At 68.5% G+C, this 19,140-nt stretch carries 18 protein-coding genes; 4 read left to right on the forward strand and 14 right to left on the reverse strand.

Annotated features, from left to right (window positions below):
- Positions 1-288: 288 nt before the first annotated feature.
- From NM2_RS08135 to NM2_RS08145, 3 genes are all read right to left on the reverse strand, one after another.
- Complete coding sequence (locus NM2_RS08135; RefSeq protein ID WP_067666231.1) at positions 289-981, reverse strand: DUF305 domain-containing protein; 693 nt, start codon at positions 979-981, stop codon at positions 289-291.
- Complete coding sequence (locus NM2_RS08140; protein ID WP_067666233.1) at positions 981-2,558, reverse strand: LVIVD repeat-containing protein; 1,578 nt, start codon at positions 2,556-2,558, stop codon at positions 981-983. The genes NM2_RS08135 and NM2_RS08140 overlap by 1 nt, the downstream gene beginning before the upstream one ends.
- A 356-nt stretch (positions 2,559-2,914) precedes the next feature.
- Positions 2,915-3,322, reverse strand: a complete 408-nt coding sequence (locus tag NM2_RS08145) for a VOC family protein (protein ID WP_067666235.1) — start codon at positions 3,320-3,322, stop codon at positions 2,915-2,917.
- A 125-nt stretch (positions 3,323-3,447) separates the two neighbouring features.
- Here NM2_RS08145 and NM2_RS08150 point away from each other — a divergent pair, with 125 nt between their 5' ends.
- Positions 3,448-4,227, forward strand: a complete 780-nt coding sequence (locus NM2_RS08150) for an acyl-[acyl-carrier-protein] thioesterase (protein ID WP_067666237.1) — start codon at positions 3,448-3,450, stop codon at positions 4,225-4,227.
- A 182-nt stretch (positions 4,228-4,409) separates the two neighbouring features.
- Here NM2_RS08150 and NM2_RS08155 read toward each other — a convergent pair whose 3' ends face one another.
- On the reverse strand, positions 4,410-5,411 hold the full coding sequence (locus tag NM2_RS08155) for a LysR family transcriptional regulator (RefSeq protein ID WP_084530605.1): 1,002 nt from the start codon (positions 5,409-5,411) through the stop codon (positions 4,410-4,412).
- A gap of 240 nt (positions 5,412-5,651) precedes the next feature.
- Between NM2_RS08155 and NM2_RS08160 the strand changes: the two genes are divergently transcribed.
- Positions 5,652-6,908, forward strand: a complete 1,257-nt coding sequence (locus tag NM2_RS08160) for a glutamate dehydrogenase (protein ID WP_439956851.1) — start codon at positions 5,652-5,654, stop codon at positions 6,906-6,908.
- 110 nt (positions 6,909-7,018) lie between these two features.
- Here the strand turns inward: NM2_RS08160 and NM2_RS08165 are convergent, their stop codons facing one another.
- On the reverse strand, positions 7,019-8,041 hold the full coding sequence (locus NM2_RS08165; protein ID WP_067666239.1) for an aldo/keto reductase: 1,023 nt from the start codon (positions 8,039-8,041) through the stop codon (positions 7,019-7,021).
- 128 nt (positions 8,042-8,169) lie between these two features.
- Here NM2_RS08165 and NM2_RS08170 point away from each other — a divergent pair, with 128 nt between their 5' ends.
- Positions 8,170-8,781: a TetR/AcrR family transcriptional regulator gene (locus NM2_RS08170; protein ID WP_245717905.1), complete on the forward strand. Its 612-nt coding sequence runs from the start codon at positions 8,170-8,172 to the stop codon at positions 8,779-8,781.
- A gap of 112 nt (positions 8,782-8,893) precedes the next feature.
- On the opposite strand, the gene NM2_RS08175 is transcribed toward NM2_RS08170, so the two are convergent.
- The gene (locus NM2_RS08175; protein WP_067666241.1) at positions 8,894-9,325 is read right to left on the reverse strand and encodes a nitroreductase family deazaflavin-dependent oxidoreductase; all 432 of its coding nucleotides are present in this window, start codon (positions 9,323-9,325) and stop codon (positions 8,894-8,896) included.
- Between the two features lie 200 nt (positions 9,326-9,525).
- Here NM2_RS08175 and NM2_RS08180 point away from each other — a divergent pair, with 200 nt between their 5' ends.
- Positions 9,526-10,245: a hypothetical protein gene (locus NM2_RS08180; RefSeq protein WP_067666242.1), complete on the forward strand. Its 720-nt coding sequence runs from the start codon at positions 9,526-9,528 to the stop codon at positions 10,243-10,245.
- A gap of 131 nt (positions 10,246-10,376) precedes the next feature.
- On the opposite strand, the gene NM2_RS08185 is transcribed toward NM2_RS08180, so the two are convergent.
- From NM2_RS08185 to NM2_RS08220, 8 genes are all read right to left on the reverse strand, one after another.
- Positions 10,377-11,327, reverse strand: a complete 951-nt coding sequence (locus NM2_RS08185; protein WP_439956852.1) for a 3-methyladenine DNA glycosylase — start codon at positions 11,325-11,327, stop codon at positions 10,377-10,379.
- Positions 11,328-11,335: 8 nt separating this feature from the next.
- Complete coding sequence (locus NM2_RS08190; RefSeq protein ID WP_067666244.1) at positions 11,336-12,400, reverse strand: hemolysin family protein; 1,065 nt, start codon at positions 12,398-12,400, stop codon at positions 11,336-11,338.
- On the reverse strand, positions 12,393-13,772 hold the full coding sequence (locus NM2_RS08195) for a hemolysin family protein (RefSeq protein ID WP_067666246.1): 1,380 nt from the start codon (positions 13,770-13,772) through the stop codon (positions 12,393-12,395). The genes NM2_RS08190 and NM2_RS08195 overlap by 8 nt, the downstream gene beginning before the upstream one ends.
- Positions 13,773-14,053: 281 nt before the next feature.
- Positions 14,054-15,490: a GuaB1 family IMP dehydrogenase-related protein gene (locus NM2_RS08200; protein WP_067666248.1), complete on the reverse strand. Its 1,437-nt coding sequence runs from the start codon at positions 15,488-15,490 to the stop codon at positions 14,054-14,056.
- Positions 15,491-15,583: 93 nt separating this feature from the next.
- Entirely contained in the window at positions 15,584-16,081 is a 498-nt protein-coding gene (locus tag NM2_RS08205) for a DnaJ family domain-containing protein (protein WP_067666249.1), read from the reverse strand.
- Between the two features lie 202 nt (positions 16,082-16,283).
- The gene (locus NM2_RS08210) at positions 16,284-17,702 is read right to left on the reverse strand and encodes a DEAD/DEAH box helicase (protein WP_067666251.1); all 1,419 of its coding nucleotides are present in this window, start codon (positions 17,700-17,702) and stop codon (positions 16,284-16,286) included.
- Positions 17,695-18,639: a M56 family metallopeptidase gene (locus NM2_RS08215; RefSeq protein WP_067666253.1), complete on the reverse strand. Its 945-nt coding sequence runs from the start codon at positions 18,637-18,639 to the stop codon at positions 17,695-17,697. The genes NM2_RS08210 and NM2_RS08215 overlap by 8 nt, the downstream gene beginning before the upstream one ends.
- 63 nt (positions 18,640-18,702) lie before the next feature.
- Positions 18,703-19,140, reverse strand: coding sequence for a BlaI/MecI/CopY family transcriptional regulator (locus tag NM2_RS08220; RefSeq protein WP_067666255.1), 438 nt, complete (start codon positions 19,138-19,140; stop codon positions 18,703-18,705).

Below are 19,140 nucleotides of genomic sequence, written 5' to 3' on the forward strand. Positions count from 1 at the left end.
GTAATAGCTCATCGGTACCTGCCCCGGCCGGGTGCGTCCCGCGGCTCGCGTCCTTGCCGCCGCTGAAGGGGATGGCTGTGACCCTTCCGTTACCATGGGGACCGCAAACCGATAACTCGATGTTAGGAATTTGATGGGCAGCACCGCCATCGATCTGGTCAGTGTGCTTCTGGCGCATGCCTCCGCGTTCTGGAACTGGTTCTCCACGGGATCTTCCGGCTTTCCGCCGGTGTAACCCGCCATGACGATGCCCGCCGGGAAATCCGGCGGGCATCGTTGTTTTCGAGGTCAGGGCAGTGGCTGCGCGCCCAGTTGCTGAAGCATGAGCGCGATGATTCCGGCCTCCTGGCTCTGCGCGGTGAGCATCGCGCGGGCCTGCTCCTTGACCGCGCCGGAGTGCAGGGCGTTGTCGGCGGCGCGCGCCATGGTGATGCCGCCCAGATGATGTCGATACATCAACTGCAGGAACAGGACTGCCGCGTCGTGGCCGCGGGCGGCGGCGAGGGCGTCGAGCTGGGCCTGGGATGCCATGCCGGGCATGGTGATCGCGGCGGGAACGGTCGCGGTGTTCATCGACATGCCGGAATGTGCCGGCGCGGTAGTGGTTCCGGTATGCGTCCAGGCCATCGGATGGTCGGACATGGGCGAGGCGCCGGCCAGGCGCAGCCAGCCCAGCATGGTGCCGATCTCCACGCGCTGGGACTGATCGATCTGCTGCGCGAGCCGCAGGACCGTCGGGTCCACGCCGGGATCCAGGCGCTGCACCATGAACAGGGCCTGTTCGTGGTGGGCGATCATGTCCTGGGCGAAGCCGATCTCGATATCGCTGAGAATCGGAGTGGGCGTGGGATGTTCGGGCAGGATCACCGGGCGCAGCGCCGCGCCGAGCACCAGCAGGATCAGCGCCGTGGCGGCGGAGGCGGCGATACGGTAGGCCCGCCCGCTCAGTCGCGCCCAGGATGCCCGAAGCCGTGGGTCCATCAGGACCCCACGATCGAATGTTGGTTCGCGGGAGGCGAATACACGCGGTTGTCCAGCTGCAGGACCATGAATCCGTTGTCGTTGCAGGTCGTCCAGAGCTGACTGCCGTGCCACTCCGGCGGTGCGAAACACCAGTCCGTGGACAGGTCGCCCAGGGCCAGCATCCCCGATCGCGGCGAAAGCGCCTGGGCCGGATCGAATTTCCCGTCCAGCACCGCGCGGGCCATCGAGAAGCCCTCCAGCGCGGGCGGTCCGATCAGTGAGGCGAGCGCATGCGGGGAGTTCCACAGATTCACGTTCTGGCCGGTCCGTGCGGGCGGGTTGTAGTAGGCGATCTCCCGGGCGTGGAACGGATCTCGCACATCGAATACCCGGATGCCCGAGGATTCCCAGCCGCAGGCCAGCGCGGTCGGGTTGTCCGGCCGGTCGGCCGCGCAGTAGTGCGGATCATAGGAGAACACCGAACCGCCCATCGAGGAGGCGAGCTGGCTGTCCAGATGGTCGGGCAGATTGATCTCCAGCTTGATCTTGTTCACCACGTGCGGATTTCGCTCGTCCGATATGTCCACGAGCTTCACCCCGCCCGCGCCCGCCTCGTCGACGGTGAACAGATACGGTGTGCCGCCGTAGGTGACCGGGATGCTGTGCTGGGTGGCCCAGCCGTCCGTCCAGAACACCCGGCCGATGTGGTCCACCCGCGGGTTCGGATCGCGTCGCTGGACCGCGCTGATATCGAGCACGGTGAATCCGGCCAGTGCCGACAGATACATCCGGTTGCCGTCGGGGCTGATGCCGAACCCGTGCGCCTCGATACCGGTCATGCCCTGCCAGATCACATGTGGATTCGAGGGATCGGTGAGATCGACGGCGCTGATGAAACCGGGCGCGATGCCCGAGGCCCAGTAGGTCCGGCCATCGGGGGAGAAACCGCCCTCGTGCGTCGTGATGGGCAGCGGCATCGCCAGATCGGTGCCCGGACCGGGATTGAGCAGCCGAGGATGCGCGCAGTCGGAGATGTCGTAGACCGTCAGGAGTCCAGCGCCTTCCAGGAACGGAACGCCGGTGCCCACCAGCAACTTTCGCGCGACGTTGACCTTCAGGCTCTCCCAGGTCCCCGCCAGCATGGCCGGTTCGGTGAGGGTGGCCGTGAGCGCCGGATGCGCCGGATCGGACACGTCGAGGACCTGCACGCCCTGCGCCGGGCCCAGGATGTCGCCGGGGAAGAACGAGCCGGTGTAGGAGCAGTGATCGAAGGTGGTGGAGGTGATGCCCGCGCCGCGCCCGGTGTAGCCGCCGACCATCGAGACGTTGCAGCGATAGCCCAGTCTGCTGCGGCCGCTGTTGCGGTCCGCGGCCGAAACGTCGCCCTGCATACCGGTTTCCGGCAGCGAGCCCGGTCCGCAGTTCGCGCGCGGGACCGATGTCGTTCCGACGTCGAGGAATTGCTGAACCTGCGAGGCGATATCGGATTGCAGATCGGCCGACGCCCCGCCCAGCGGCAGTGTGGCCGCCGCGAGCAGCGCCGCCAGCACCACCAGAACCGGTTTGGACCGCCGAATTCCCGTGAACCGCCGCATCGCGGAACCCCCAACCTCTCAGCCGGTATTACACCTGGTGTGTGCAATGAAGCCCACTCACCTCGACAACCCGGAACGGTAACTCACGTAACTGGCCAGTAGGTTAGTTTTCGCGGAATCACTTCCGCAGCTCGTGGGCATATTCGTCCCTTTTTCGGGCCGCTGCGGTATGCGGATTCATCGGTCACCTGTGCCGCCGCCGGGCGATCCGGGCGCCAGGCGCCGCCACCGGCCGAACCGAGTCCGTAGTGCGTCTACGGCGGTAGTCCGAACATGTCGGCCATGGAGTGGAGATTCTCGTCCCGCAGGTCGAGATCCGTTACGGCGATCCGCTTTACGAAGAAGGGACGGGAATTCTAGGACAACACAACGGGTTTCGGCACGAGCACTACCCGCCACCCGTCCGGGTCCTCGAACGTCAGCGCGCCCACGCCTGCCCAGTAGGGGTTTTCCGCGTCCACCGGCTCGTGGCCCGCCGCGGCGAGATGTTCCACGACCTCGAACATGCGCGCGTCGCCATGGAAATACAGCACCAGCAGATTGTCCCGCGTAGGGGCGGGACACGGGCTGCCGTGCTCATGCGAGGTGAATTCGAGGTGGCACCCGTCCTCGGGCAGACCCAACATCAGACCGCTGTAACCGGCATGGTTCTCGAAGCGGTAGAGCACCGGAAGTCCGAGGCCTTTCGCGTAGAACTCCTCGACCTGGCCGAGCTTGTCCGTGGGACGCGCGATCCGCACCTGCGCGATGCCGAGTCCAGCCATGACGCGGAGCGTAGAACCTGAACTGCGCTCGAGGTCAAGGGCCGGCTCGCGGAAGGTGCCGTGCCGGGTGTGTGCTCATCGGGTTCGGTCGGTACGCTCGCCTTCGACCTGCGAAAGGAGCGTTCATGAGTGCGGATGCTGCTGTAGACCGGTCCGCGGACATCGCATTTCCACTGCCGCCCTGCGCGGACGAGAGCCGGGCGTTTCACGAGGAATGGCCGGTACGGCTGGGAGATACCGACGGTGAGGCGCGGCTGCGGCTCGATGCGGTGGCGCGGTACCTGCAGGATGTGGGGTACGACCACCTGCAGGCGGTGGACGAGGGGGATCTGCATCAGGGGTGGATCGTGCGGCGCACCGTGATCGACGTGCTGGCGCCGATCGAATTCGGCGATCGGGTGCATCTGCGGCGCTGGCCGTCCGCACTGTCGAATCGGTGGTGCAATATGCGCATCCAGGTCCGCAGCGAGAACGGCGGGCTGATCGAGACGGAGATGTTCCTCGTCCACGTGGACCTCGAGGCCGGGCGTCCGGCCCGGATGAGCGACCGCTTCATGGCGCCGATGCTCGCGGCGACCACCGAACATCGGCTGCGCTGGCGAGCCGCGCTCACCGAACGCACCGACGGCGACGGCGAACGCTGGGAGTTTCCGTTGCGGGTGACCGATGTGGACCGGTACGGGCACGTCAACAACGCGGTGCACTGGGAGGCGATCGAGGAGGCGTTGGCGCGGACCCCGCGCACCTGGCCCTATCGCGTCATCCTCGAACACGCCGGGCCGGTCATGGCGGGTGACGACGTCCAGATCCGCACCTGGCGGGGTGATACCGCGTTGCAGGTGCAACTCGAGGTCGACGGCAGCGCGCGGACGCTGGCGCGGATCGAATCGCTCGAATCGTCCTGAGCGCGGCGGGTGGCGATCCGGCCCGGCTGCCGGGTCGACAACCTTCGAATGTCCTTCACCCCTGACGGTTTCGGCCGCGTCCCGGACCGCCTCACCTCAACTCGTCCGGGTCCGTGGGCGTGTGGGCATCGGTCGTGCGATCCCGGGGGACGGACGGCCGTGAGGCGGTCCCAGTCGTTGAACTAGCCCAGTCCCAGGCCCGTATCGGCGGCTTCGGGCTGGCTCGGCGTGGCACCGGGGATCGTGGCACCGGGGATCGGAGCCGGCAGTTTCAGGTCGGCGGCCAGTCCCTTCTCGGCGGCGGTGGTCCGGATCGCATCGACGACGAGCAGCAGAGCGGCTCGTCGCGCGGTGTTGCTGCGGTAGGCCAGGGATACGGTTCGGGTGAGCGTGTCGCCGAGGGGGAGGATGTCCACCCCCGGTGGGCGCAGCGCGAGACCCAGGTCCGATACCAGGGTCACGCCCAGTCCGGCCGCGACCATCGCCATCGCGGTCGACTGCTCCTCCACCTCGTGGTCGATCCGGGGCGAGAGCCCGGCGGACTGGAATGCCAGCCGGACCGCGTGCCCGAAGTGCGACCGCGGCGGCGCGAGGATCCACGGGTGTTCGGCCAGATCGGTCAGCGTCACACCGGTCGTGGCCACCGCGTCGGCGGGAACCGCGGCGTGCAGCCGCTCGACCGCGATGACCGTGCGTTGCAGGTCGGGGTCCCAGGTCATCGGGTAATTCGAGTAGTCCAGGACGAAGGACAGATCCAGCGCGCCGTCGCGGACCGCCGCGGCCGTCGCTTCGGGAGCCAGTTCCTTGGTCCGCACCAGAATGCCCGGATGGGTTCGCGCGAGGGTGGTGAGCGCGTCGGGGAGCAGACCGGACGCCACCGACGCCCACACACCGGCGGTGACCTTGGCCGTCACCGATTCTCCGGCTTCCTCGAGCGCCTGGGTGGCCCGCTCGACCGCGGCGAGGATCTCCTCGGCGTGCTCTGCCAGCAGCACCCCGAGATCGGTGAGCTGCAATCGGCGTCCCCGCCGCTCGAACAGCCGCGTGCCGACATCGCGTTCGAGCTGCGCCAACTGCTGAGATACCGCCGATGCCGTGTAGTGCAGCGCGTTCGCGGTCGCCGTGATCGTTCCGCGCCGGTGCAATTCACGCAACATCCGCAGGCGGGCCAGCGACAGATCCATGACATCGAGCCTAGAGGCGGTGTCCTCGGGGTGTGGCTGACCGGGCGCTCTGCAGGAACGCTGAACACCTCCATTAATAAACCGTAAATGGACGCGGAATGAGGTTTAGCCGCAGGCTGGAGGCTCCGGGCACGAGAGTTCGGACGGGGACGACGAGGTCCGGTACGGGAGACTACGCGACCCGGTGCCGTAGTTCGGCTGGCGGTGTCGGGCACGAGAACGATGAGGAGGCGATTCGCCGTGACGACGCTACAGGACCCCGTCGAGGGAACCCCGCACGTGACCGCTCAGACGGTTCCGGCCCTACCGACCGAAACGGTCGTCACTCCCGCGATTCGCCGCCCCGAGCCGTACATGCGTCTGCAGTGGACGGATTCGGTCACCGGTGCGGTCGGCTACCTCGTCGTGCACACCCTGCGGTCGGGCCTGGCCACCGGCGGCACGCGGATGCGGGCCGGCTGCACATTGACCGAGGTCGAGGATCTGGCCCGCGGGATGGCCAACAAGACCGCCACGTTCGATCTGCCGGTCGGTGGTGCGAAAGGCGGAATCGACTTCGACCCCAAGGATCCGCGCGCGATCGAGGTGCTGGAGCGGTTCTGTGAGGCCATGCGCCCGTGGATCGACGCGCACTGGGTGACCGCGGAGGATCTGGGCGTCCCGCAGCACCTGATCGATGAGGTCTTCGAGAAGCTCGGCCTGGGCCAGAGCTACCACGCCGCGATCCGCCGCGCCGATGATCCGGCCGCAACGCTGGAACGCGTCCGGAACGGGCTGAACGCGGCGGTCGACGGCGGATTCCTGCTCGGCGACGTGATCGGCGGATACGGGGTCGCGCACGCCTGTCTCGCCGCCGCGGTCTCCTGGGGGCAGTCGCCCGCGGCGACGACCGTCGCGATCCAGGGCATCGGCACCATGGGCGGGGCCGCGGCCTACTACCTGCACGAGGCCGGGATGACGGTCACCGCCCTGGCCGACGCCGCGGGCACGCTGTATTGCGCCGAGGGACTTGACGTTCCGGCGCTGCTGGACCTGCGGGACGGTTTCGGCGAGATCGACCGCGCGCGCCTGCCCGAGGGCATCGAGCAGCTGCCGCGTGCCGAGGTCCTGTCCGTGGACGCCGATATCCTTGTCCCAGCGGCGATTTCGTACGCGATCACGCCGGACAACTCGTTCGACATCACCGCGCGCATCATCGTCGAGGCCGCGAACGCCGCCACCACGCCGGAGGCGGAGGCCATGCTCGCCGCTCGCGGCGTCCCCGTGCTGCCCGATTTCGTCGCGAACGCCGGCGCGGTGGCCTGGGCCTGGTGGCTGCTGCTGGGCCAGGTGGACGACAACCCGGAGAACTCGTTCGACCGGCTGCGCACCATCATGCACAGCAAGGTCGCGGAGCTGCTGTCCGCGTGGACCGAGCAGGGCCGCACGCCGCGCGAGACCGGCCACCGCTGGGCCGACGACCCGGCGCCGCCGGCCGGTCCGGTCGTCATCCCCTGAACACCGCCGAGCCGGGCCGGTCGTCCGCTACTCGTTGCACGGGTAGCGGACGACCGGCCCGCGCGCGCTGATCCGCCCCCTGTCCCCGGCGAGAGTCGGGTGGGCGGCGCTCAGGCGGCGTTGCGTTCGTGCAGTGGGCGGCGGCGCAGGTGCGGATGCTGTAGGGCCGGAGGTTGGTAGGCCTGGTCCAGGGTGCCGATGTCGGTGCCGGGCGGGACGAGCCCGTCGATGCGGTCGAGGATGTCGTCGGTGAGGGTGACCTCGATGCCGGTCAGCAGGTCGTCGAACTGCGCCATGGTGCGTGCGCCGAGCAGGGCGCTGGTCACGCCGGGGTGGGCGATGGTGAACGCCATGGCCAGGTGGGTCAGCGGCAGGCCGGCTTCGGCGGCGAGCGGGATGAGCTGCTCGACCACCTCGATGCGGTGTTCGTCGTTGAGCGCCCCGAGCATTCGGGCGCGTCGCACATCGGTCTGCTGCCCTTTGCGGATGCGGCCGGTGAGCAGTCCCTGCCCGAGCGGGCCCCAGACCAGCACGCCCATTCCGTAGCGTTGCGCGATGGGCAGGACCTCGCGTTCGATGGCGCGGTTGAGGATCGAATAGGGCGGCTGTTCGGTGCGGAAACGTTCGTATCCGCGCCGCTCGGCGACCCACTGGGCCTCGATGATGTCCGACGGCGGGGTATTGGAGGACCCGATCGCGCGCACCTTCCCGCTGCGGATCAGATCGGACAGCACCGAGAGGGTTTCCTCGATATCGGTTTCCGGATCCGGCCGGTGGATCTGGTACAGGTCGATGTGATCGGTTTGCAAGCGGCGCAACGAATTCTCGATCTCGGTCACGATCCAGCGCCGCGAGGTGCCCTGCCGATTGGGGTCCTGCCCCATCGGACGGCTCACCTTGGTCGCGAGCACGACATCGTCCCGGCGTCCCCGAAGTGCTTTGCCCACAACCTCTTCCGAGTCGCCGTAGGCATCGGAGGTGTCGATGAAGTTGATTCCGGAGTCCAGCGCCTTGTGGATGATGCGCGCCGAGTCCTCGGGGTCCGGATTGCCCACGGAGGTGGCGAACATCAGGGCGCCGAGCGCGTAGGGGCTCACCCTGATACCGGTGCGGCCGAGCGTGCGGTACTGCATGGATTGCTCCTCGGGATGGCGGACGGGGTGTGGTCGTCGAACGCGCGATGCCGTACCCTCGACCTAAGCGGAAAGCTATTCCGGAACTATACGGAAAAGTTTTCCGGTTATGCAACCGAAGGATCGAATTGACCGATAAAACGCTGTCCACCAGCGCGGATCCGAGCAGTAGCGCGGGTGTGGCCGCGCCACGCCGACGGCGGGCCGACGCACAGCGCAATGTCGACGCGCTGCTCGAAGCGGCCAAGGCCGTCTTCGCGATCTCGGGCGTGGACGCGCCCGCGAAGGAGATCACCGATCGCGCCGGCCTCGGCGTCGGCACGCTGTATCGGCACTTCCCGCAGCGGTCCGATCTGGTCGCGGCCGTGCTCGAACGCGAGATCGATGCCTGCGCGGAAGCGGGCCCGGCCCTGGCCGCCGCCCACGAGCCGGTCGAGGCGCTGGCGAAGTGGCTTTACCGCCTCACCGAATTCGTCGGAACCAAAAGGGGACTCGCGACGGCGATCCATTCGGGTGACCCGAAATTCGACGATCTGGCCGAACATCTGATGAAACGACTCGAACCCGTACTCGGTGGGCTGATCGATGCGGCGGTCGCGACCGGGGAGGCCCGCGCCGACGTCGGCGCGCGCGAGCTGCTACACGCGGTCGCCCTGCTCTGCCAGCCCGTTCCCGGCGAGGCTCTGGCCTACAACCAGCGCTTGGTGAGCGTCCTGTTGGACGGGTTGCGCCGCCGATGAGGTTGTCGCCGAACCGATTCCGCGCCGCATCGGGTGCGCCGCGCACCCGCCGACGAGAAAGCCGGTCCGGTCCGAGACCGCACCGGCGATGGCTCCCGCGCGGAAGGTTTGGTTACTTCGGGTCGAGTACGAAGACCGGAATCAACCGGTCGGTCTTGGTCTGGTACTCGGCGTAGGGCGGGTACGCGGCGACGGCGCGCTCCCACCACTGGGCACGCTCGTCGCCCTCGACCTCGCGGGCGACGTACTCCTTGGTGACGGTCCCGTCCTGCAGCGGGAACTCCGGATGCGCCTTGATGTTGTAGTACCAGACGGGGTGTTCGGGCGCGCCGCCCTTGGACGCGACGACCGCGTAGCTACCCTCGTGCTCCACCCGCATCACCGGGGTGTACCGCAGTTTGCCGCTCTTCGCGCCGCGCAACGTCAGCAGCACGATCGGACACCCGACCACCTCGATACCAGCGGTGGTTCCCGTCTCGAGGATCCTCTTCGTCTGATCCTGTACCCAGTCCGTGGGGCTCAGCTCTACCGTCTCATTTGTCATATTCAGGCCCAACGGTGTGGGAAGCGTTCTCATTCCCGGCTGGTGAGCGGGCACAGCAAACCCGTGGTCATCGGGTCGACCGCGCCGCGGGTGAACGAGCGCAGTCCGGGGCCGCGCGGTAACTCGGCTCACTGTGGATGTGTGGCGTCGGCCGTCGTGCCGACATGCGAGAAACGGCCCGGTGCCGGATCATCGCAGATATGGCCGACCCCTACTTCTCCCCGGACCAGTTGGACGAAACCGGTTGTCCCACTTGGCTCAGCGCGCTCGCGGGAGAGGAATACGATCCGAACCACCTGGTGCACATCGTGCGCGATCTGGAACCGGCCGATGCGCTGGCAGTTCTGGGCGTCGACCCGCAGGACATCGGGCCGTGTGTACTGCCCGCCAGGGAACCCGGCGATCAGGCATCACTGGCCAGGGCCGCGATCGATCCGCGCAATCCCACCGTGGTGCTCATCGCCGCGCGCGTCGGTGACTGGACGTTCATCTACGACGACCTCGGCGAGACCGGCTATCTGTGGCACCTAGAGCAGCGTCCGCCGGTGGAGGCGGTCGAGGCGCTGTCCGCCGCGGGCGTCGCGGCCGCTAGCAGCATCGTCTCGATGACCGGGCATATCGGATTCAGCTATGCGGTCGACGGGGAGATCCTGTACGGGCGTGCCAACGATGAGTGCTACCCGTCCGATCTCGCAGGGGTACCTGCGGAGGTGCGCGCGGCTGTCGAGGCGGCCGGAGCTTACGACGGTGAGTCCGACGACGGGATCACCATGCGGATGATCTGTGCGCTGGGCGGACTACCGCGTACGTTGGATGAGCTGCGCGCGATCCCGTCGCTGATCGCACCGTACGACTCGCGGCCGGAGCTGTTCAGGAAGACCTCGGTGACCCTCGCGCCGCAGCCGTATCCGTTCCGGTGACTCGTCCGGCGAATACCGCCGTCATGCCACGGCTTCGCTGCGGCGTCCGACGTGGGGCCTCGACAGTCGCCTACGAGTGGACGCCGAATGCCTCGCGATTGTGAGCCTGGGAAGTGATCGATGGGGCTCGGCTAAAGCGCTTCGGATGGAGCGTGTTCGGTTAGGCGGGTGAGCAGCTCCCGGCATGCTGTGCGGAGCCGGTCACGCAGGGTTTCGGCGTGGTCCGCGATATCGGACTGCTGCCGGACGTAGTCGGCTCGCCCGGACGGGGTTTCGATGCGGACCGGGTCGTAGCCGTACTCGGACAGATCGTAGGGGCTCGCGCGCATATCGAGTTCGCGTGCGGTGCAGGCGAGTTCGAAGCAGTCCAGTAGCAGCTCCGAGTCGATCAGCGGGACGAGTTTGAAGGCCCACTTGTACAGGTCCATGTTGGCGTGCAGGCAGGCGGGTTGTTCGCGCAGCAGCTGAGTTTCGCGGGTGAGGGGTTCGTCGTTGCGCGGGACCGCGTCGGGGGTGAAGAAGCGGAAGGCGTCGAAGTGGGTGCAGCGCAACGACATCGACTCCACCACGGCATCGGTGCCCGCGTGGCCCAGGCGCAGGGGCACCTGCTGATGGCGTACCTCCTGGGAGCGGTACACCATCGCCCATTCGTGCAGGCCGAAACAGGACAGGCGGGCAGGGCGGGATGCGGTGGTGCGCAACAGGTTCGCCACGAATGCGATGGTTTCGCGGCGGCGGATCAGGTATGCCGGATCGGCGGTCCAGGCGGGCGGGCCCGAGCCGGTGTCCCGGCAGTGGTACCCGCGCGCGCCGTCGTATTCCCCCGCATTCTCCAGCGCCACACCGTAACCCGGATGCCAGCGGCGCAGCTGGGCCGGTTTGTGCCCGTAATAGGTGAACAGGAAATCGATGACCGGATGTTTCGAACCCGCCGCCCGGCGTTGCAGATAAGGGCCGACGAGAGTTTCGACCCGGTCGCGGTGCTCCTGCGCGCGGGCACGCCATTCCGATGCGGCCAGTAGGCGTATTTCTTCTGTGCCACGATACTTCTCATCACAGGCAGGAGGCCGCCAATCGTTCATCGCGGCCCTCATTCCGCGATCCGGTGGGTGGCGTCGCGGACGGTACCCACGAACTCCTCCACCAGATCCTCGAGCGCGACGATGCCGACGGTGTTGCCGCGACTGTCGACCGCGCGCCCGAGATGACTGCTGGTGCGCCGCAGCCGCGCGAGCGCCTCGTACAGGGTGGTGCCCATGCTTACGGTCGGCAGCGGGCGGATATCGCTGCGGGGGATGGGCGTTGCCGGGCCCGCGTCGTCGTCGGCCACCTTGTCCAGCACATCCTTGACGTGCAGATAGCCAACGATCGAACCGTCGGCGGTGCGCACCGGATACCGGGAGAAACCGGTCTCGGCGACGGCGGATTCGATATCGCCGAGCGTGGTTCCGTCCCCGCGCAGCGGGACGCACCGCGTCTTGGCCAGCGGCACCATCACATCGGCGACGATGCGGTCGGTGGTGCCCAGCGCCTGGGTGAGGCGGCGATGTTCGTCCTCGTCGATCAATCCCTCCGAGCGGGATTCACCGAGCATCTCCGCCAGCTCCACCGACGAGACCGTGGTGTCCAGTTCGTCCTTGGGCTCGATCCGCAGCGCGCGCAGCGACAGATTCGCCACCAGGTTGTAGAACATGATCACCGGACGGGCCAGTCGCAGCCAGACCAGCATCACCGGAACCAGTAGCAGCGCAACACGTTCCGGCCCGGCCAGGGCGATGTTCTTCGGGATCATCTCGCCCAGCAGCATGTGCAGCATCACCACCAGGCACAGCGACAGCGCGAACGAGATCGGATGCAACAGTTGCTCGGGCACATGGCCCAGGTCGAACGGATACGTCAGCAGATGCGCGATGGCCGGTTCGCCGATCCGGCCCAGCAGCAGCGAGGCGATGGTGATGCCCAGCTGCGCGGCGGCCAGCATCATCGACAGGTGCTCACCCGCCCGGATGACCGTGGTCGCGCCGCGTTTGCCCTGCGCCTCGAGGGCTTCGAGCCGGTCGCGGCGGGCGGAGATGAGCGCGAATTCCGCGCCGACGAAGACGGCGTTGCAGCCCAGCAGCACCAGCGTCAGCAGCAGACCGAACAGATCACCCATGGCTGAGCTCCCATTCCGCCACCGTGTCGGCGTCCACCGGTTGCAGCAGCACCCGGTCGATCCGCCGTCCGTCCATGCGTTCCACCCGTGCCAGCCAGCCGCAGGAGTGTTTCCCGTTCGAATTCTGTTGTCCCGTACCGGGATCGGGCAGCAGTACCTCGTCACCGGTCTCCGGGATCCGGCCCAGCCGGGTCAGCACCAGACCCCCGAGGGTCTCGTATTCACCCTCGGGAGCGTCGTATCCGGTGGTGCGGGCGACCTCATCGATGCGCAGCAGACCCGAGCAGTTCCAGCCCGCGGAGGTGCGGCGCACGTCGAGTTCCTCCTCGTCGTGCTCGTCGCGCACATCGCCGAGGATCTCCTCGATGATGTCCTCCATCGTCACCAGGCCCGCGGTGCCGCCGTACTCGTCGACCACCAGCGCCACCTGCATACCGTCCGCGCGCACCCGCTCGAGCACCGCGTCACCGTCCAGACTGGCCGGGACGATCGGCACCGGATGCGCGATGGCGCGCAGCACGATGTGGCGGCGATCCCGGACCGGATGCAGGAATGCCTGTTTGACGTGCACCACGCCGAGGGTGTTGTCCAGATCGCCGTCGATCACCGGGAACCGGGAGAATCCGGTGCGGTTCGCGGCGGCGATCAGGTCGGCGATGGTCTGATCCTGATCCAGGGTCTCGATCTTCACCCGGGGCGTCATCAACTCCTCGGCGCTGCGCTCGCCGAACTCCAGGGAACGGCCCACCACCTGCGCGGTGCGCAGATCCAGTGCGCCGCGCAGGGCGGAGGTGCGCACCAGCGAGCCCAGTTCCTCGGGGGAGCGCGCCGAACGCAATTCCTCGGCGGGCTCGATGCCCAGCTGCCGCACCGCCCAGTTGGCGGTGCCGTTGAGCAGTTTGATCAGCCAGGCGAAGAACGTGGAGAAGGCGATCATCGGTATGGCGGTCAGGCGCGCGGTGGCCAGCGGTGCGCCGATGGCGATGTTCTTGGGCACCAGTTCGCCGTAGACCATGGACAGCGAGGTGGCCAGAACCAGCGAGATGACCAGTGAGATACCCTGTGCCGCACCGGAACTCGCGCCGAGTGCGGTGCACAGCGGTTCGATCAGCCGGGCCAGGACGGGTTCGGCGATATAACCGGTCACCAGGGTGGTGAGGGTGATGCCGAGCTGCGCGCCGGACAGCTGGAACGACAGGCTCCGGTGCGCGTGACGCACCTGGCGGGCGCGGCGGTCACCGTCGCGCGCGTGCGCCTCGACGGTGCTGCGTTCCAGAGCGGTGAGCGAGAATTCGGCGGCGACGAACAGTGCGGTGCCGGCGGTGAGCGCGATGAAGCCCACCAGACTCAGAATCGTGAGCAGGACGGACACGTCTCAACACCGTCCCCGATGTTTCGAACGTCCGGGAATTGCTGCGATTACGGGGGCGCCGGGTATGTCACCCGGCTCGGTAGAGGAGCCCTCCTGAGTGGCGCCCTCGGACGCGGGTGACAACTGGTTCCTTTCGCAAGCGGAAGCTGTTCATTGGATATGGATCCGGTCGCGGGTCTTCCTCGTGCCCGGACCGGCAACCCTCATGTTACCGGCAGCCCCCGCCGAGGTCGCCACCGCGGCACGCGATGGCGACCCGGCTCATCGTGCGATCGGGACTCTCACCAGCCCGACGGCAGCGGACGGCCCTCGGCGAATCCGGCCGCGGACTGCACGCCCAGCACCGCCTTGTCGTGCAGTTCGCCCAGCGTGCGGGCCCCGGCGTAGGTGCAGGCGCTGCGCACGCCCGAGCAGATGTGGTCGATGAGATCCTCCACACCCGGGCGTTCGGGATCCAGACGCATCCGCGAGGAGGAGATGCCCTCCTCGAACAGCGCCTTGCGGGCCCGGTCGAAGCCGTTGTCGGTGGCGGTGCGCGCGGCGACCGCGCGCTTGGAGGCCATGCCGAAACTCTCCTTGTAGGCGTTGCCGTCGCGGTCGACGCGCAGGTCGCCGGGGGATTCGTAGGTTCCCGCGAACCAGGAGCCGATCATCACGTTGGACGCGCCCGCCGCGATCGCCAGGGCGACGTCGCGGGGATGCCGCACGCCGCCGTCGGCCCAGATGTGCACGCCGAGATCCTTTGCCGCCGAAGAACATTCGGCCACGGCGGAGAACTGCGGGCGGCCCACGCCGGTCATCATGCGGGTGGTGCACATCGCGCCGGGCCCGACGCCGACCTTGATGATGTCGGCCCCGGCCGCGGCCAGATCGCGGGTGCCCTCGGCGGAGACCACATTGCCCGCCACCAGTGGCACGCCCAGGCGCAGATCGGCGACCGACCGCAATGCCTCGAGCATCTTGACCTGGTGGCCGTGTGCGGTGTCCATCACCAGGACGTCGGCGCCGGCGTCGACCAGTGCCTTCGCCTTGGCCGGGACGTCGCCGTTGATACCCACCGCCGCCGCGATGCGCAGCTTGCCGGACGCGTCGACCGCCGGATCGTAGATGCCGGTGCGGACCGCGCCGGTGCGGGTGAGCACACCGGCCAGCGTGCCGTCCGCGGCCACCAGAACCGCCAGCTTCGCGTGCTGGGCTTCGAGCTTTTCGAAGATCTCGCGTGGCGAGGCATCGGCGGGTGCGGAGACGAATCCGGCGTCGGCGATGGTGCGCAGCCGGGCGAAGCGGTCGACGTCGGCGCAGGCGGCCTCGGTGACCACGCCGATCGGCCGGTCGTTCTCCACGACGACCACCGCGCCGTGCGCGCGCTTGTGGATCAGCGCCAGCGCCTCGGAGACCGAATGATCCGGGCCGAGCACCACCGGGGTGTCGGCGACCAGGGATCGGGCCTTGACGAAGGAGATCGTGTCCGCGGCCGCGCCGAGCGGAAGATCCTGCGGCAGTACCACGATGCCGCCGCGGCGGGCGACCGTCTCGGCCATCCGGCGTCCGGCGACCGCGGTCATGTTGGCCACCACGATCGGGATCGTCGTGCCCGTTCCGTCGCTGGTCGACAGGTCGACGTCGAATCGGGACGTGACATCCGTCCGATTCGGGACGAGGAAGATGTCGTCGTAGGTCAGGTCGTAGGGCGGCTGATGGCCCGCTAGAAACTGCACTCCGGCAATTGTAGGGGGAATTCCCCTGATGCGCGGACGAGCTCGGCGAACGTGGCGTGGGCCGGTCACCGGCGAGATCACGCGGCGGTCGGGTCAGCGGCGTCGGCGGAACGGGGCGCGCCATCGCGGTGTGGCCGATTCGGCGGGTGTGCGCTCGGCGTCCGCCGGGCGCTCGGGCCGAGCCGCCGGTTGCCGCCGGGCACGCCACCGCGCGACCACTTCGTCGGCCTTCACCGGCCGGACATTGACCTGCGGTCCGTGCGGCATCCGCAACCACTCGATGATCCGGGCGTTGAGCTCGGAGACGTGCTCGCGAACCTGTTGCTCGGAATTCATCGCCCGCACCGCGTCGGGCAGCCGCTCCACATCGCGACGCAGCAGCAGCGACGGCGGCAGCACCCCGTCGCCGGTCACCCCCTCGCGACGCAGATAATCGTTGAGCCACCAGTTCTCGTCGTATCGCTGCCCGGCATCAGGCAGCGGCTTGCCCGCACCGGGCAGATCATCGAATTCGCCACGTTCGGTTGCCTCACGAATCTGCTTGTCCAACCACGATTCGTAGGTCATTCCTGCTGGTTTGCGTTCCGTCATCGGTGCCCCTCCACGATCGACCGAGTCCGAGCCTAATCGATCCGAGTGTCCGAATTATCGGAATATTGCACGGCTGCTACGGAACCGCCGGGGCGATTCGGGGACTGGGCCGGTTCCGGTTATCGGATCGCGGTTGGGCCGAGGTGTCGCGGTTCGTGATGGCTGGTGTGGCGCGAAGGTCGACGCGAGCCCGCGGTGAGGGTCAGCGGGGGTGGCGGTTTCGGCGCGTGGAATGCGATCGGGCGGGGCGGGATCGGCGGTGGTGATCGCCGGGGTCGGTGCGGGGGCGTGGCGGGGGAGCGGGGGCGGCCGGGTCGGGGACCGGGGTGCCGGAGGGGCGCCGGGCTCCGGTGAGATCGGTGAGGTGGCGGTCGCCGGGGCGAATCTCCGTGTGGGCGGGGCGAATTCCGGCGTCGCGGAGCAGTTTTTCGGCGGTCTCGCGCTCATCTGCTGTGACCAGTGTGATCACGGTGCCGGTCGCTCCCGCGCGGGCGGTGCGGCCCGCGCGGTGCAGGTAGTCCTTCGGATCGGCGGGTGGGTCCACGTGGACGACCAGGGAGATGTCGTCGACGTGGATGCCGCGGGCGGCGACGTCGGTCGCGACCAGGACGGGGGCGGAGCCGTCGGCGAAGGCGGCGAGGGTGCGGGTGCGCTGGTTCTGGGCCTTGCCGCCGTGCAGGGTCGCCGCGGCGATTCCGGATTCGCGCAGGCGGCGGGCCAGTTTGTCCGCGCCGTACTGGGTGCGCACGAACAGCAGGGTGCGGCCCTCGCGGGCGGCGATCTCGGTGACCACCGCGCGTTTGTCGGCCTTGCGTAGGTACAGGAGGTGATGGGTGATGTTCGGGGTCGATTCGAGCCCGCCCGGTGCCGGCGTGCGTGCGGTCGTCACGGTGTCGGACGGCTGGTCTGCCGGATCATCCTGTGGCACAAGGAGATCGGGGGCTGCTTCCGCGTTGCTGGCCGATTCGGCGTCGACCGCGTGCAGCACCGGGTCGCGCAGGTACTTCCGCACCAGAACGTCCACCGCGTCGTCGAGGGTGGCCGAGAACAGCAGATGCTGAGTGTTCGCGGGCAGCAGATCCAACAGGGCGGTGACCTGGTCGAGAAAGCCGAGCTGGGCCATGTGATCGGCCTCGTCCACCGCGACGACCCGGACGGCGTCGAGCCCGGCCGCACCCTGTGCGATCAGATCGGCGAGTCGTCCGGGCGTGGCGATGAGCAGATCCACGCCCCGGTCCAGGCGCTGAGCCTGGCGGGCGATCGGCACGCCGCCGACCGCGGTCCCGAGCCGCAGCCCGAGTGCGAGGGCGGGTTCGTCCAGCGCCGTCTCGATCTGCAGGGCGAGTTCCCGGGTCGGCGCGAGAACCAGCCCGCGCGGTCGGCGGGGAGCCGAAGCCGCGCGGGTGAGCCGCACCAGCATCGGCAAGCCGAAGGCGAGGGTCTTGCCCGAACCCGTTGCGGCCCGGCCCAATACGTCGCGTCCGGCGAGGATGTCGGGGACGGTCGCGGCCTGGATCGGGAAGGCTGTCTCGAGCCCGGCCCGGCGCAACGCCTGCACCAGCGGGACCGGCAGGCCCAGATCGGCGAACCGCGGCACGCGAACCGCGCCCGGTTCAGGCACGGAACAGGCGCTTCAGCTCGACCAGCCACGGAATCGCCACCGCGAGGGTCGGCACCACCAGAATGGCCGCGGCCGCGAGATAGGCCGCCATCGCGATGCGTAGATCGCCCAGCGGACCGGCCAGCCGCTGGATGCGGATGAGGGTGGTCGGCCCGCCGACGGCCATCGCGCCCTGCGGCGCGGTCGAATTCGAACAGGCCACCAGCGCGCGGGCCAGCGGCGTCGCACCGGTGACCTTGACCGCGGAATCGTCGGCGAGCAGTTCGATCAGCAGTTTCACCGAGTCGAGCGCGGATTTGCTGCGCACGAACCGGGGGAACGCCTCGTGTGCGGCGGTGAACGCCTCGAGCACCAGATCGTGCCGGGCGCGCAGATGCGAACGCTCATGGCTGACGATCGCGGTCAGCTCCGATTCGGTCAGGCTGGTGAAGGTGCCCTGACTCAGCACCACGCGGCGGCGCAGTCCGGGCAGGCAGTAGGCGATCGGCTCGGCCGCAGCCAGCACGCGGATGTCCGCGGCGCGGTGGCCGCTCAGATCGCCGCCCTGATCGAGCAGGTCGACCAGGATGCGGTGGCGGGTCCGGCGGCGTCTGGTGTGGATGCCGACGCGGATCACCATGTAGATCAGGCGCGCGCCGACGAGCAGGGTGAGGGCCAGGACGATCACATAGGCCAGCCACAGCGGCAGGCCGAGTGCGTGGATCTCCCGGGTGGGCGAGGTGGTCGGCCGCCCGTCGGGGCCGGGGACCAGCAGCAGGCTGGCGATGGCGAGGCCGGAGCCGAAGGCGCTGAGCACCGCGGCGAGGGCGACGGCCTGCCACAGCACCAGGGCTGCCCGTGGCGTCCGGTACGGCCACGAGGCTCGGCTGAGCAGGGCTGGGACCGGTCCCGCCAGAAGCAAAGCGAGACCGGCGAATACCGGCGCGGTTGCGTTCATGCTCAGCTCACTGCGTTGTGGGGCCAGGGCCCGAGATCGCGGCGTCGGGAGTGCCGCAGCTCTCTACTGCGGCGGGGCGACTCCTTTGTCGTCGGACGCGTTGCGCGTGGGATCGGACTCGGTGCGCGCGGCCTCGGTGGCTTCGAGCTTAGCGAGTGCCTCGCGCAGGGCCGCAGCCCCGTCGTTTCCGACCTGTTCGACGAAGTGCACCAGCGCCGCGCGACGGCTGCCGACCTCGTCCGCCTGTTGGAGCGCGTCGACCATGAGGCTGGCGACGAGCTCGTCGCGAGTGTGCACGGGTGCGTAGCGGTGGGCTCGGTCGTCGCGCTGCTGGACGACGAGATCCTTCTTCGCCAGACGCTGCAGAACCGTCATCACCGTGGTGTACGCGAGTTCGCGATGCGCTGCGAGGGCTTCGTGAACCTGCCTGACCGTCTGCGGTTGATCGGCCGACCACAACTGGTCCATGACCGCTTTCTCGAGTTCACCAAGACCTGCCAT

The sequence above is a fragment of the Nocardia miyunensis NBRC 108239 genome (genome assembly GCF_001613065.1).
GTDB classification, from domain to species: domain Bacteria; phylum Actinomycetota; class Actinomycetes; order Mycobacteriales; family Mycobacteriaceae; genus Nocardia; species Nocardia miyunensis.